This is a genomic window from Frederiksenia canicola, assembly GCF_011455495.1.
Classification (GTDB): domain Bacteria; phylum Pseudomonadota; class Gammaproteobacteria; order Enterobacterales; family Pasteurellaceae; genus Frederiksenia; species Frederiksenia canicola.
On sequence record NZ_CP015029.1, the window covers coordinates 888,514 to 903,277 of the forward strand.

A 14,764-nucleotide genomic window follows, 5' to 3' on the forward strand; every position below is an offset into this window, starting at 1 on the left:
AACAATATTATCTAAAAATGTTTGAGGTTGTATGGTTAAGTGACTAAGCGTACACGGTGGATGCCTAGGCAATCAGAGGCGATGAAGGACGTGCTAATCTGCGAAAAGCTTGGATGAGTCGATAAGAGGCGTTTAATCCAAGATGTCCGAATGGGGAAACCCGATAAGCGAAGAGCTTATCATTATTTACTGAATCCATAGGTAAATAAGGCAAACCGGGAGAACTGAAACATCTAAGTACCCCGAGGAAAAGAAATCAACCGAGATTTCGTTAGTAGCGGCGAGCGAACGCGAAGGAGCCATTCAGTTATAGCACAAGACTTAGAGGAATGAGTTGGGAAACTCAATCAAAGAGGGTGATAATCCCGTACTTTAAAAGCCTTGTGTGGAACTAAGCTGAAAATAAGTAAGGCGGGACACGTGATATCCTGTCTGAAGATGGGGGGACCATCCTCCAAGGCTAAATACTCCTGATTGACCGATAGTGAACCAGTACTGTGAAGGAAAGGCGAAAAGAACCCCGGTGAGGGGAGTGAAATAGAACCTGAAACCGTGTACGTACAAGCAGTGGGAGCCAACTTGTTTGGTGACTGCGTACCTTTTGTATAATGGGTCAGCGACTTATATTTTGTAGCAAGGTTAACCGAATAGGGGAGCCGTAGGGAAACCGAGTCTTAACTGGGCGTCTAGTTGCAAGGTATAGACCCGAAACCCGGTGATCTAGCCATGGGCAGGTTGAAGGTTGGGTAACACTAACTGGAGGACCGAACCGACTAATGTTGAAAAATTAGCGGATGACTTGTGGCTGGGGGTGAAAGGCCAATCAAACCGGGAGATAGCTGGTTCTCCCCGAAATCTATTTAGGTAGAGCCTTATGTGAATACCTTCGGGGGTAGAGCACTGTTTCGGCTAGGGGTCCATCCCGGATTACCAACCCGATGCAAACTGCGAATACCGAAGAGTAATGCATAGGAGACACACGGTGGGTGCTAACGTTCATCGTGGAGAGGGAAACAACCCAGACCGCCAGCTAAGGTCCCAAAGTCTATATTAAGTGGGAAACGAAGTGGGAAGGCTTAGACAGCTAGGATGTTGGCTTAGAAGCAGCCATCATTTAAAGAAAGCGTAATAGCTCACTAGTCGAGTCGGCCTGCGCGGAAGATGTAACGGGGCTCAAATATAGCACCGAAGCTGCGGCATCAGAGTCAAATCTGTTGGGTAGGGGAGCGTTGTGTAAGCGGATGAAGGTGAATCGAGAGGTTTGCTGGACGTATCACAAGTGCGAATGCTGACATAAGTAACGATAAAACGAGTGAAAAACTCGTTCGCCGGAAGACCAAGGGTTCCTGTCCAACGTTAATCGGGGCAGGGTGAGTCGGCCCCTAAGGCGAGGCTGAAAAGCGTAGTCGATGGGAAACGGGTTAATATTCCCGTACTTGGTTATATTGCGATGTGGGGACGGAGAAGGTTAGGTAAGCAGACTGTTGGATGTCTGTTTAAGCCGGTAGTTGGGGTAGGTAGGCAAATCCGCTTACCCAATTTAAACAACGAGAAGTGATGACGAGTTCCTAAGGGAATGAAGTTACTGATACCACGCTTCCAGGAAAAGCCACTAAGCTTCAGATATAACTAAACCGTACTGAAAACCGACACAGGTGGTCAGGTAGAGAATACTCAGGCGCTTGAGAGAACTCGGGTGAAGGAACTAGGCAAAATAGCACCGTAACTTCGGGAGAAGGTGCGCTGGCGTAGGTTGTAGGAGTTTACCTCCGAAGGCTGAACCAGTCGAAGATACCAGCTGGCTGCAACTGTTTATTAAAAACACAGCACTCTGCAAACACGAAAGTGGACGTATAGGGTGTGATGCCTGCCCGGTGCTGGAAGGTTAATTGATGGTGTTATCGAAAGAGAAGCTCCTGATCGAAGCCCCAGTAAACGGCGGCCGTAACTATAACGGTCCTAAGGTAGCGAAATTCCTTGTCGGGTAAGTTCCGACCTGCACGAATGGCATAATGATGGCCAGGCTGTCTCCACCCGAGACTCAGTGAAATTGAAATCGCCGTGAAGATGCGGTGTACCCGCGGCTAGACGGAAAGACCCCGTGAACCTTTACTATAGCTTGACACTGAACATTGAATTTTGATGTGTAGGATAGGTGGGAGCCTATGAAGCAGGAACGCTAGTTCTTGTGGAGGCGTCCTTGAAATACCACCCTTTAACGTTTGATGTTCTAACGAAACACCAAGTACAGGTGTTCGGACAGTGTCTGGTGGGTAGTTTGACTGGGGCGGTCTCCTCCCAAAGCGTAACGGAGGAGCACGAAGGTTTGCTAATGACGGTCGGACATCGTCAGGTTAGTGCAATGGTAGAAGCAAGCTTAACTGCGAGACAGACAAGTCGAGCAGGTGCGAAAGCAGGTCATAGTGATCCGGTGGTTCTGAATGGAAGGGCCATCGCTCAACGGATAAAAGGTACTCCGGGGATAACAGGCTGATACCGCCCAAGAGTTCATATCGACGGCGGTGTTTGGCACCTCGATGTCGGCTCATCACATCCTGGGGCTGAAGTAGGTCCCAAGGGTATGGCTGTTCGCCATTTAAAGTGGTACGCGAGCTGGGTTTAGAACGTCGTGAGACAGTTCGGTCCCTATCTGCCGTGGGCGTTGGATGATTGAGAGGGGCTGCTCCTAGTACGAGAGGACCGGAGTGGACGCATCACTGGTGTTCCAGTTGTCTCGCCAGAGGCACTGCTGGGTAGCTAAATGCGGAAGAGATAAGTGCTGAAAGCATCTAAGCACGAAACTTGCCTCAAGATGAGTCATCCCTGACATTAAGTCAGTAAGGGTTGTTGTAGACTACGACGTAGATAGGTGGGGTGTGTAAGCGTTGCGAGACGTTGAGCTAACCCATACTAATTGCCCGAGAGGCTTAACCATACAACCTCAAGCGTTTTTGGAAAGAAGAAAGAAGCCAAAAGCGGTTGAGAAGAAAGCTAAACGAAAAGACAAAGCGAGAGCGAAGTGAAAGAAAATCAAACAGACAGCTTGTTTCAGATTAAAGGCGACGTAAGAAGCCAAGAATAGAGAACGAAAAAATAAAGACGAACAAAGACAACAACAGGATTTTCCTGATGGCCATAGTGCTGTGGTCCCACCTGATTCCATTCCGAACTCAGAAGTGAAACGCAGTGACGCCGATGGTAGTGTGGGGTTTCCCCATGTGAGAGTAGGGCACCATCAGGGTTTTATTGGACCCCTTGCAAGTACTCGGTTGAGTACAGTGCAAGGGGTTTTTGTTTTGGGAAGGGGGAAAGAATAGGCTTTGTAAAAGATACCACCAACGTGACCGATTGTAGTGCGTGAATTTCGTTGTGAAAAAGCGTATAATTCGCCACACTTTTTGTTATAAGAGAAAGTATATTCATGAATAATATTCCTATCCGAACTGAAGCGGAGTTAGAAAAGATCCGAGTTGCCTGTAACTTAGCTTCAGATGTATTAGTGATGATTGAACCTTATGTCAAAGAAGGTGTAAGTACAGGCGAACTTGATCGTATTTGCCATCAGTATATTGAACAAGTGCAAGAGGGTATTCCCGCTTGTTTAGGCTATCATGGTTTCCCGAAAGCAACTTGTATTTCACTCAATGAAGTAATTTGCCACGGTATTCCTAATGACGATAAAAAATTGAAAAAAGGGGATATTCTCAATATTGATGTCACAGTGATCAAAGAGGGTTATTATGGCGATAATTCTAAAATGTATGTGGTTGGTGAGCCAAGTATTCGTGACAAACGTTTGATTGAAGTCACTCAAGAATCTTTATACAAAGCATTGCGAATTGTGAAGCCTGGTATTCGTCTGAATCAAATAGGTAAGACTATTCAGCAATATGTAGAAAAAGAAGGGTTTTCTGTCGTGCGTGAATATTGTGGTCATGGTATTGGGGATCAGTTTCATTGTGACCCACAAGTGTTGCACTATTTTTCCGATGATGGAGGGGTAATTTTGCAGGAAGGAATGGTGTTTACGATTGAGCCGATGGTCAATGCGGGTAAGAAAGAGATCCGAACAATGCCAGATGGATGGACGGTGAAAACGAAAGATCGTAGTCATTCCGCACAGTTTGAGCATCAAATTGTTGTTACCAAAGATGGTTGTGAAGTGATGACGATTCGTGAAGAGGAAATCGCTTCAGGTAGAATTACACGCTTGATGAAAAATAGTTAATTGCAAAATATGACGTAAAAGTGACCGCTTGTTTCTCCACAAGCGGTCACTTTTTTATCACCATTTGCAAATGGTTAAATTAGAATATTGGCTAGGAAAATTCCGACACTACAAGCCGTAATGACACCGATTAGACCTGGAACCATAAAACTATGGTTGAAGTAGTATTTACCAATCTTCGTTGTACCTGTGACGTCAAAGTTTACGGTTGCAATATCAGATGGATAGTTTGGAATGAAGAAGTAACCGTAAGTAGCTGGAAGTAAGCCGATTAATAATGGAGCAGGTAAGCCCATTGCTAAACCAACTGGTAGCAACATTTTAGCAGTAGCGGCTTGGCTGTTAATTACAACTGAAACGGCAAACAAAGCAAAGGCAAATGTCCATGGATATGCATTTACCATTTCTGTGATACCACTTTTGAATGATGGCATTGCGTGAGTGAAGTAGGTATCGCTCATCCAAGCAATCCCGAAAATAGCGATTGCTGCCACCATGCCTGACTTGAAGACCACCCCATTTGGCACTTTTTGTACGTCGGTTTTTGTTGCTAATAAAATGATACCACCAAAAGCTAACATCATCATTTGAATGATTGCACTCATTGAGATTGGTTTTTTCGCATCGCCAATCGTACGAATCTCAGGGAACATAGCAATAATCACGATACTTACTAATGCGAGTAAGAACAGTAACACTGCATTTTTTGCCGCAGGTGGCAATTTCTCATCTAATGAAGTGCTTGTGGTGTTTGCGATACGTTCTTTCCACACAGGATCTTGTAAACGGCGTTGATATTCTGGATCATCTTGTAATTCTTTGCCTCGTTTTAAGCTATACAATGAAAGTGCGAGTACTCCAGTAAAGGTTGCAGGAATAGTGACACCAACAATGCTCAGTAGTGAAACGTGTTCAAATCCAGGTAATTCAACGATTTGGCTTAAATAGTAAACAACCGCAGCGGAGATTGGGCTGCCCGTGATCCCGAGCTGAGAGGCAACAGAGGCTGCTGCCATAGGACGCTCTGGACGGATTCCATTTTTTAGTGAAACGTCACCAATAATTGGCATAATTGAATAAACGGCATGACCTGTACCTAACATTAATGTCATGGTGTAAGTCACTAGAGGGCCTAAAATGGTCACCCGTTTTGGATTGCTACGTAAAATACGTTCGGCAATTTGTAGCATGAATTTTAATCCACCAGCGGCTTCAAGCACCGATGCACAAGTTACCACCGCAATGATGATGAGCATAACCTCAATCGGCGGTGATGTCGGCGGCATGCGTAAAATAAAGACTTCAACAAGCAAGCCGATTCCAGACACAACCCCTAACCCAATACCGCCGAAGCGGCTACCAGCATATAAAAAAGCAAGTAATAGAATAAACTCAAAATAGAGCATAGAGACCTCGTAAAAATAAAAAAGAAGAATGCCATTCTAACGTGTTTGCTCCAGACTGTTTTTATCTAAATCAAAAAAATTCTAAAATTTATACTTTTTGTTGAAACAAGCGGTTAGTTCCTGCCAATTTTTTGCAGATTTGTTGAGCTAAACTTGCTAAAAATGTGAACTTGATCTCAAAACTAAAACCTTTTATCTTTGTGTTCTTTATTTGCTAAAACGATTTAGTTAAAATGAAATAGTTTGATTTCTCACACTATAAAGGTACTTACTATGAATTTTCCACAAATTGCTCAGCAGGTGATTGATAAACTCGGCGGAAAAGAAAACATTTCAGCTGCCGCACATTGTGCTACTCGCTTACGTATGGTTGTCAAAGATGAAAGTCTGATTGATAAACAAGGCATTGAAAATATTGATGGCGTAAAAGGACAATTCTCAGTTGCGGGCCAGTATCAAATTATTTTTGGCTCTGGTACAGTGAATAAAGTTCACGCAGAACTCATCCAGATGCTTGGTATTGGGGACATGACAACCGCAGATGTTGCAACCGCAGGCGCAGAAAAACAAGGTTGGTTCCAATCTGCGATCAAGGGGTTAGCTGATATTTTTGTGCCAATCATTCCTGCCATTGTTGCGGGCGGTTTGTTAATGGGGATTCACTCTATGTTAACTGCCAAAGGCTTCTTTGCTGAGGGCGTGAATGTTGTTGATATGTACCCTGGCATCGCAGATTTAGTCGATTTAATGAATACTTTTGCGAATGCACCATTTGTCTTCTTACCTGTATTGCTTGGTTTTTCTGCAACTCGTAAGTTCGGCGGTAATCCTTATTTAGGGGCCGCTCTTGGAATGTTATTAGTCCATCCGGCATTAGCCGATGGTTGGAACTATGCTCTCACTCTTGCGAAGGGCAACATTCAGTATTGGAATGTGTTAGGGTTAGAAATTGAAAAAGTCGGTTATCAAGGCACAGTGATCCCGACATTAGTTTCTGCCTGGGTCTTGGCAACATTGGAGAAGTTTTTCCGTAAAATTGTACCATCGTTCTTAGATAACTTGATTACACCGCTTTTCTCATTGTTTATTGCTGGGTTCTTAGCATTTACGATTATTGGTCCACTAGGACGTGAAGCTGGATCGCTAATTAGCTTCGGTTTAACCTGGTTATATGACACATTAGGTTTTGTTGGCGGTGCGATTTTTGGTTCGTTCTATGCTCCAATTGTGATTACAGGAATGCACCAAACCTTTATTGCGGTTGAAACACAGCTATTAGCAGAAGTGGCGACAACAGGCGGAACCTTTATTTTCCCAATTGCAGCGATGTCGAATATTGCACAAGGGGCAGCATGTTTAGGTGCCGCTTTTGTGATGAAGGATGCGAAAGTGCGTGGTATTGCGGTGCCATCAGGTGTTTCTGCACTACTTGGTATTACTGAACCAGCTATGTTTGGGGTTAACTTGCGTTTTCGCTATCCATTTATTGCGGCAATGATCGGAGCTGGAGTATCGAGTGCATTTATTGCTTTATTCAATGTGAAAGCAATTGCATTGGGGGCAGCAGGGTTGCCGGGAATTCCGTCAATCAAACCAGAAAGTCTTGGGATGTACTGTGTCGGTATGGTCATTTCCGCTGGCTTGGCATTTACAATTACGGTTATTTTAGGTAAACGAGCTCATACTAAAGCAAACTAATGTGTAATAAAAATCCCCAAGGTATCTTGGGGATTTTGGTATTTGCAAAAAAATCTAATGATCTAACCGCTTGTTAGTCGATGATTTTTGTCCCATAGAAGTAAGAGTAGCCAAACGGACTTTGTTTATAACCTTCCACTCGTTTGCTTGTTGGAGCAAAGTTGATAGAGTGAGCAACATTGATCCATGGTGCTTGCTCTTTAATGATAACCTGAGCTTGCTCGTACAATTTTGCACGTTCGCCTTTATCTGACAAGATAATTGCTTTTGCAAGCAACGCATCGACATCGGCATTTTTAAAGCGTGCATAGTTGCTATTGCCAATATTTTCGCTGCCTAATAATGGTGATAAGAAGTTATCTGGATCACCGTTATCGCCAGACCAGCCGTAAGTCCCTGCAGTTAATTCTCCCGCTTTGGTACGTTTGATGTAATCGCCCCATTCATAGCTAACCAATTTAGTTTTTACGCCCACTTTTTGCCAGTCGGCTTGGACTAATTCCGCCATACGACGTGGGTTTGGATTTGATGCACGCACCACAGGCTGCACCCAAATATCCGTTTCAAAACCATTTTCAAAGCCTGCTTCTTTTAACAACTGCTTCGCTTTTTCTGGATTGTATTCGTAATCAGTGATGCTGTCGTTATAGCCCCAAATTGTGGGTGGCAATGGATTTTTCGCAGCGACACCCGCACCACGATAAACGGCATCTAAAATTGCTTTTTTATCCACCGCATAGTTCAACGCTTGGCGAACTTTTACGTTATCAAACGGGGCTTTTTCGGTATTAAAAGCGATATAAGCGATGTTTAACCCCGGTTGTGAAAGCAAATTCACTTTTGGATCGGTCTTCATTTTGTCGAGATCCGCTGCATTCGGGAAATCCATCATATCGCAGCTGCCCGCTTGCAATTTTGCATAGCGAGTAGTCGCATCTGGCACGATATCAAAGATCAAGCGGTCAATATCCGCTTTGCCATTCCAATACTCTTTGTGGGCTAAGAAACGAATTTTTTGATCTAGCTGATAGCCTGCAAACACGAATGGCCCAGTGCCGATTGGTGTTGTATCAATCGCTTCAGGTTTGCCTGCCGCAAGCATTTTGTCGGCATATTCAGCGGAATAGATCGAAATAAAGTCCATACCTAAACTGGCTAAGAAGGTTGCATCGGGGTGATTAAGGGTAATTTTCACGGTGTGATCATCCACTTTTTCAACCGCTTTCAACAATTTCGGAAACTTCATCGCTTTGAAGTACGGATAGGTTGCTTTCGACACATTGTGATACGGGTGGTTTGGGTCAAGCTGACGTTGGAATGAGAACAGTACATCGTCAGCATTAAATTCACGGCTTGGCTTGTAGTCTTTGGTTGTGTGGAATTTCACGCCTTTGCGTAAATTGAAGGTATAAGTCAAACCGTCATCACTGACGCTCCAACTTTCTGCGAGTGCAGGTTCAATTTCTGTTGAGCCACGTTTAAATTCAACCAAACGGTTGTACACTTGTTGCGAGCTGGCGTTATAGGAAATACCATCCATTACAAGAGCAGGGCTAAAGCCTGTAGGTGAGCGGCTTACGCAGTTTACAAAGGTTTTATCGGCAGCTTGTGCAAGGCTTGAAGCCAATAATGTTGCAGCAATGAGCGAAAATTTTGTACGTAATTTCATCGTGTCTCCTATGGGGAAATTAACAAAACCTTTACAAGATAGCGAGATTTTGTCCATTGGTAAAGAACAAATTTATGTCAGTTATAACCAAAAAGCATAAACAAGCGGTCAGATTCGGACTATTTTTTGCAAATTGCAACATTTTCTTCAGAAGTGACCGCTTGTAACACAACAAATTAAAATGAGACGTGTGGATTAACCAAATTCTTTTAAGAGATCTTCCACTTTTTGTACCATTGCGGTTGAGCCGACATAGAATGGCACGCGTTGGTGAAGCTCTGTTGGTTTGATGTCAAGAATCGGATTGATGCCGTCCGTTGCCATACCGCCAGCTTGTTCCGCGATAAATGCCATCGGGTTGCCTTCGTATAATAGTCGCAATTTACCTTTCGGGTGAGTAGTGGTGGTTGGGTAGATGTAGATGCCACCTTTGAGTAAGTTGCGGTGGAAATCGGATACGAGCGAACCGATGTAGCGAGACGAATACGGGCGTTTGGTGGCTTGGTCTTCTTCTTGGCAGAATTTAATGAAACGTTTTACGCCTTCAGGGAAGGTACGATATTGCCCTTCATTGATTGAATAATATTTGCCTTCAAATGGCATTTTCATATTGGGGTGCGAAAGAATGAACAAGCCCAAAGAGGGATCGTAAGTAAAACCGTTTACGCCGTTGCCCGTGGTGTAAACTAACATTGTGGATGAACCGTAAGTTACATAGCCCGCAGCGACTTGTTTACGTCCAGGTTGCAAGAAGTCTTCCATTGTAACGGGCGTACCAATCGGCGAAATGCGTTTGTAAATCGAGAAAATAGTGCCGACAGAAACGTTTACATCAATATTAGATGAACCGTCGAGCGGATCGGTCATTAAAATATATTTGGCGTTACGCCCCCGCTCCGTATCAAAGGCGACAAAGGTATCATCTTCTTCTGAGGCAAAACCTGCGACATCACCACGAGCGATGAGTGCTTTTTTCATCGTTTCGTTGGCGAAAACGTCTAACTTCATCTGCGTTTCGCCTTGAATATTTTCATCGCCTGACACGCCTAAAATATCTTGTGTTAGCCCTGCTCGATTGATGTCACGGTGAATAATTTTTGCCGATAGCCGAATAGACGACAGAATACCACTCAACTCCCCTGTTGCTCCCGGGTATTCCGCTTGTCGTTCCACGATAAATTCGCCTAAAGTTTTCATTTTTCTCTCCTTATTTCAACAAATTGCTTTATTATACCTGTCATTATTTTTCGGTTTTGTGACTTTGTTCACAGTTATCTACATTCAAGGAATTTTATGCAAAAACATATTCACATTCTCGGTATTTGCGGCACCTTTATGGGCGGGGTGGCGATGATCGCCCGTGAGCTTGGTTATAAAGTCACCGGTTCAGACACCAACGTGTATCCGCCGATGAGCACTTTTCTAGAAAGAAGTGGTATTGAGATTATCCCAAATTATGATGTGGCACAGCTGCAGCCTACACCTGATATGGTGATCATCGGCAATGCGATCAGCCGTGGCAATCCGTGTGTGGAGTATGTGTTAGATAATCAGCTCAATTTTACTTCAGGCCCACAATGGCTTCATGATAACTTATTGAAAAATCGTTGGGTTTTAGCGGTTTCAGGTACCCACGGCAAAACCACTACAACGGGAATGTTGGCGTGGATTTTAGACCAAGCGGGGCTTGATGCTGGCTTTTTGATTGGCGGGGTGGCGGGGAATTTTGGCATTTCCGCTCGTGCGGGAAGTGCCCCATTTTTCGTGATAGAAGCCGATGAATACGACTCTGCATTCTTTGACAAGCGGTCGAAGTTCGTCCATTACAACCCCAAAACGTTGATTGTGAATAACATCGACTTCGATCACGCCGATATTTTTGATGATTTAAAATCGATTCAACGCCAGTTCCATCACGTTATCCGCACAATGCCACAGAAAGGCTGTATTTTATCGGCAAAATCCGACAAGAACGTGCAAGATACTCTTGCGATGGGAAGCTACTGTGAATTGCAATTTATCGGCAAAGACAATGAATGGTTTGCTGAACCGATCACCGCAGATTGCACTCAATTTGCCGTTTATCATCACGGCGAAAAAGCGGGCGAAGTGCATTGGCACATTTGGGGCGAGCACAATATGCACAATGGATTAATGGCAATCGCCGCCGCACATCATGCAGGCGTTACCATTCCAATGGCGTGCCAAGCTCTCAGTACGTTTATCAACGCTAATCGCCGTTTGGAAGTGAAAGGGGAAGTCAATGGCATCACCATTTACGATGATTTCGCCCATCACCCCACCGCTATTTCGGCGACAATCGCCGCACTTCGTGGCAAAATCAGCAAAGATCAACGCATTTTAGCGGTCCTTGAGCCCCGTTCAAACACGATGAAAATGGGCGTGCATAAAGACGAAATTGCCCCATCTCTGGCTGATGCGGATCAGGTGTTTGTCTTCCAACCCGACACAATTCCTTGGCAAGTCAGCCAAATTACCGAGGCTCTTTGCCAGCCAGCACAATGGGCTACAAGCATTGATGAACTCGTCGAGCAAGTTACCCAAGTCGCACAACCAAATGATCACATTTTGGTGATGAGCAACGGCGCCTTTGGCGGCATTCATCAGAAATTGCTTGACCGACTTGCAAAAAATTAGCCGGAAGTGACCGCTTGTTTAGGGCGGGTAACGCCCTAAATGTCATTGATGGCTGCTTTGGTCACTTGCCAGCCACTACGAAAAATAATCAAACTGAGTAGTAAACTGGCGAGTGGATCAATCCATTGCCATGCCAAGAAGTAGGCACCTAACCCAGAAATAATTGCCACCAGAGAGCCAAGTAAATCAGCCAGAACATGTAAATAAGCCGCTCGGATATTGAGGTTCTCATGGTTTGCCTTGAGCATCATTTGAGCGACGACGATATTAACCAATAATCCGATCACTGCAACAGCGATCATTGGCAACGCTGCGATGGTTTGCGGAGATTGCAATCTTTCAATGGCTTCCCAAATAATACACAGTGCGATAACAAGTAGCGATCCGCCGTTGAGCAGAGCCAGCCATTTTGATATAGGCGAGTGAGCAAACCACAGTGCTAAAACGGCTAATCCAATCGACAGGCTGTCATTTGCCATGTGTCCTGCATCAGCGATTAACGCTAAGCTGTTAAAGAAATAACCACCGACAAATTCAATTAACATAAAAACAGTAATGATAGCGAAGCTCCAGAGTAAGGTGTTGCGATCCTGTGGAAGATGGCTGTGGTGATCGTGGTCATGCTCAGAATGTGAATGTGTCATAAATATGCCTTCTATGTGAAAGTAATAAGTAGAGCATAAAGGTTGTAGTCGCTACAAGCTCAAGCCGAAAATAAAAAATGCCCCAACGATGTGGGGCATTTGCAAAAAAGTTGGCGGATCTGACCGCTTGTTAGGCTTTGGGTGCGCCGATTGGTAACACGGTACGACCGAAACTTTCGTTGATGATTTCTGCTGCGGCTAAGTAGAATGCGGCAAGTGCAGTTGCTAAACCAAAATTACCGCCGATATGGGTGATGTTATGGTTACCCGTAAAATCGCCTGCGGCTAATAAGTAGAATGTGATGGTTAATAATGCGAAGATCACTTGTAACGCACGGGCTTTCGCCAGTGTACCAACGAACATCATTAAGGTGAAGGTTCCCCAAACGATTAAATACCAGCCGATAAATTCCGCCGAAACAGTTGTCGCGAAGAAGGTTTTGAATAGGGCGAATGACCACCAGAATGCCCCGTAGCTGGTGAATGCAGTGAAACCAAAGGTGTTGCCTTTCGAAAATTCGAACATCCCCGCAATCATTTGTGCGGTGCCGCCGAAGGCAAAGCCCATTGCAAGCACTAAGCCGACGTTTTCGCCGCCGAAGGTGCCGTTGTTAATTAAGCTAAGTAACCAAGTTGTTAGGGCAAATCCACATAAACCGAGTGGGCCTGGATTTGCTGTTGCTGTTTGATGAGCAGACATTTAAGACCTCTATTTGCTATTTGTTCTGAGTAAATTCCAGTATTTTTCATAGATTTCGACAGCTTCGCCGACATCACTTTGTAAAATACCTTTTTCAATTTGTTCAAGGGGTGGGAAGATCAATGGATCGTTCACTAAACTTTCAGAGAGAAGTGGTGTTACTTTCTCGTTCGGCATAGAGAAGCCCATCACCTCAATCACCTCTTTCGCACTTTCTGGACGCAACAAGAAATCGATAAATTTATGTGCCGCATCCTTATTTTTGGCTTGTTTTGGAATTGCGTAGTTATCCATCCAAACCACCGCTCCTTCTTTGGGGAAGATGAATTTGATGTCTGGATTTTCGCTTTTCGCACGGTGTGCCGAGCCTGTCCAGATCATCCCAACATCCACTTCGCCTTGTAAATAAGGCATTTCAGGGGAGTCAGAGTTGAACACTAACACATTCGGCACGACTTTGAGTAAACGCTCGTAAGCTGTTTTAATTTCACTTTCCTTGGTGGTATTCGGCGATTTGCCGTCTAACAACAACGCAATGTGGAACACTTCACGAGCATCATTCATCAGCAATAACTTGCCTTTGAATTCGGGTTTCCAAAAATCGCCCCAACTGGTAAGTTTGGCTGGGTCGATATTGGCACTGTTCACGCCGATGCCAGTTAAACCATAGACATAAGGCAGTGAGTATTTATTTTTAGGGTCGAAAGGCTTGCCCATCAAGGCTTTATCAACATTGTCGAAATTGCTTAATTTGCTTTTATCAATTTCCGCCAACATCCCTTCTTTCGCCATTTTGCCGACATAGTAGCTTGATGGGAACACAATATCGTAGCCCGCACCATTGGCTAATTTCAGCTTTGAATACATTTCTTCGTTACTTTCAAAGGTAGAGTAGATCACCTCGATACCCGTTTCCTTCGTGAACTGCTCAAGTAACGATGACGGCACATATTCCGTCCAGTTATACACATACAATTTTTCTGCTGCCTGAGCAGATAATGCAGAAAAAGCCACCGCAACTGCCATCAATTTGGCAAAAAATATTCGACCGAATTTGATCAATTTTTCGTTCCTCATTATTGGGGGGATGGTAAAAAAGTCAGCGAAACTGACCGCTTGTAGTGTGTTTTTCGCCACAGCGAAAGCGGCCAAGTATAGCGATTTTGGTAGGGATTAGCTATGAAAATTATTTGGTGGCTTGCTGCTCAAAGAGCGGTTTCATCACTTTTTCTTCTTGATAAATCCGCACGCCTAAAATAATTAAATAAATGGGGAAAACGAAGTAAAGCGTATGCCAAGCGTGGCACAACAAAATAATCCCAATAAGCTCTGGAATGATGTTCAAGAAATAGTTCGGGTGGCGGATATGTTTAAAAATGGGCGAGGTATTGAGCTGATGGTGTGGCAAAATGTAGAGTTTTACTGTCCAAATTTCACCCAATTCACGAATCACCCAAAACAATGCGACAAGCGAAAGCACAACAATCACCGCACCGATTAAGGACGTGGAATCAAATACATAGCCGTAATAATTCGCTTCAAATAACGCGGAGAAATAGAATAAAACGTGCGCAATGGAAAGCAGCGTGGAGTTGGTTTTGCCGTATTGGATCGCCCCTTTGGCAATGAGATTTTTTTCGTTTTTAATCGAAATTTTCAGACTAAATAGACGAATGATAAAAAATAAACAGAACAAGACAGTGATCATGGTTTTCTCCTTTAGAAATGAATAAAAAATTAGTCGTTAAATTTGCAAAATTC

General features: G+C 44.2%; 10 protein-coding genes and 2 rRNA genes. 5 read left to right on the forward strand and 7 right to left on the reverse strand.

Going from position 1 to position 14,764, the window contains the following annotated elements; all coding sequences use genetic code 11:
* Nucleotides 1-33 precede the first annotated feature (33 nt).
* The 3 genes from A4G17_RS04415 (at nt 34) to map (ending at nt 4,228) form a co-directional block, all read left to right on the forward strand.
* Nucleotides 34-2,935, forward strand: a 23S ribosomal RNA gene (locus tag A4G17_RS04415).
* A 190-nt stretch (nt 2,936-3,125) separates the two neighbouring features.
* A 5S ribosomal RNA gene (gene rrf, locus A4G17_RS04420) occupies nt 3,126-3,241 on the forward strand.
* 180 nt (nt 3,242-3,421) lie between these two features.
* A complete protein-coding gene (gene map, locus A4G17_RS04425) occupies nt 3,422-4,228 on the forward strand; it encodes a type I methionyl aminopeptidase (protein ID WP_123957270.1) in 807 nt (268 codons plus the stop codon).
* Between the two features lie 74 nt (nt 4,229-4,302).
* Here map and A4G17_RS04430 read toward each other — a convergent pair whose 3' ends face one another.
* Entirely contained in the window at nt 4,303-5,634 is a 1,332-nt protein-coding gene (locus A4G17_RS04430; RefSeq protein ID WP_123957269.1) for an anaerobic C4-dicarboxylate transporter, read from the reverse strand.
* A 273-nt stretch (nt 5,635-5,907) separates the two neighbouring features.
* Between A4G17_RS04430 and A4G17_RS04435 the strand changes: the two genes are divergently transcribed.
* Nucleotides 5,908-7,332, forward strand: coding sequence for a sucrose-specific PTS transporter subunit IIBC (locus tag A4G17_RS04435; protein ID WP_123957268.1), 1,425 nt, complete (start codon nt 5,908-5,910; stop codon nt 7,330-7,332).
* 73 nt (nt 7,333-7,405) lie between these two features.
* On the opposite strand, the gene A4G17_RS04440 is transcribed toward A4G17_RS04435, so the two are convergent.
* On the reverse strand, nt 7,406-9,001 hold the full coding sequence (locus tag A4G17_RS04440; protein ID WP_123957267.1) for an ABC transporter substrate-binding protein: 1,596 nt from the start codon (nt 8,999-9,001) through the stop codon (nt 7,406-7,408).
* A gap of 195 nt (nt 9,002-9,196) precedes the next feature.
* On the reverse strand, nt 9,197-10,198 hold the full coding sequence (gene fbp / locus A4G17_RS04445) for a class 1 fructose-bisphosphatase (RefSeq protein WP_123957266.1): 1,002 nt from the start codon (nt 10,196-10,198) through the stop codon (nt 9,197-9,199).
* Nucleotides 10,199-10,294: 96 nt separating this feature from the next.
* Here fbp and mpl point away from each other — a divergent pair, with 96 nt between their 5' ends.
* Nucleotides 10,295-11,659, forward strand: a complete 1,365-nt coding sequence (gene mpl, locus A4G17_RS04450) for a UDP-N-acetylmuramate:L-alanyl-gamma-D-glutamyl-meso-diaminopimelate ligase (protein ID WP_123957265.1) — start codon at nt 10,295-10,297, stop codon at nt 11,657-11,659.
* A gap of 35 nt (nt 11,660-11,694) precedes the next feature.
* Here the strand turns inward: mpl and A4G17_RS04455 are convergent, their stop codons facing one another.
* From A4G17_RS04455 to A4G17_RS04470, 4 genes are all read right to left on the reverse strand, one after another.
* A complete protein-coding gene (locus A4G17_RS04455; protein WP_123957264.1) occupies nt 11,695-12,303 on the reverse strand; it encodes a cation diffusion facilitator family transporter in 609 nt (202 codons plus the stop codon).
* Between the two features lie 130 nt (nt 12,304-12,433).
* Nucleotides 12,434-13,003, reverse strand: a complete 570-nt coding sequence (locus A4G17_RS04460) for an acetate uptake transporter (protein WP_123957263.1) — start codon at nt 13,001-13,003, stop codon at nt 12,434-12,436.
* 9 nt (nt 13,004-13,012) lie between these two features.
* A complete protein-coding gene (locus A4G17_RS04465; RefSeq protein WP_123957277.1) occupies nt 13,013-14,080 on the reverse strand; it encodes an extracellular solute-binding protein in 1,068 nt (355 codons plus the stop codon).
* A gap of 109 nt (nt 14,081-14,189) precedes the next feature.
* Complete coding sequence (locus tag A4G17_RS04470; protein ID WP_123957262.1) at nt 14,190-14,711, reverse strand: isoprenylcysteine carboxyl methyltransferase family protein; 522 nt, start codon at nt 14,709-14,711, stop codon at nt 14,190-14,192.
* Nucleotides 14,712-14,764: the final 53 nt, after the last annotated feature.

Coding starts and splice junctions, on each gene's coding strand:
- map (WP_123957270.1), top strand. CDS start 3,422: ATGAATAATATTCCTATCCGAACTGAAGCGGAGTTAGAAAAGATCCGA.
- A4G17_RS04430 (WP_123957269.1), bottom strand. CDS start 5,634: ATGCTCTATTTTGAGTTTATTCTATTACTTGCTTTTTTATATGCTGGT.
- A4G17_RS04435 (WP_123957268.1), top strand. CDS start 5,908: ATGAATTTTCCACAAATTGCTCAGCAGGTGATTGATAAACTCGGCGGA.
- A4G17_RS04440 (WP_123957267.1), bottom strand. CDS start 9,001: ATGAAATTACGTACAAAATTTTCGCTCATTGCTGCAACATTATTGGCT.
- fbp (WP_123957266.1), bottom strand. CDS start 10,198: ATGAAAACTTTAGGCGAATTTATCGTGGAACGACAAGCGGAATACCCG.
- mpl (WP_123957265.1), top strand. CDS start 10,295: ATGCAAAAACATATTCACATTCTCGGTATTTGCGGCACCTTTATGGGC.
- A4G17_RS04455 (WP_123957264.1), bottom strand. CDS start 12,303: ATGACACATTCACATTCTGAGCATGACCACGATCACCACAGCCATCTT.
- A4G17_RS04460 (WP_123957263.1), bottom strand. CDS start 13,003: ATGTCTGCTCATCAAACAGCAACAGCAAATCCAGGCCCACTCGGTTTA.
- A4G17_RS04465 (WP_123957277.1), bottom strand. CDS start 14,080: ATGAGGAACGAAAAATTGATCAAATTCGGTCGAATATTTTTTGCCAAA.
- A4G17_RS04470 (WP_123957262.1), bottom strand. CDS start 14,711: ATGATCACTGTCTTGTTCTGTTTATTTTTTATCATTCGTCTATTTAGT.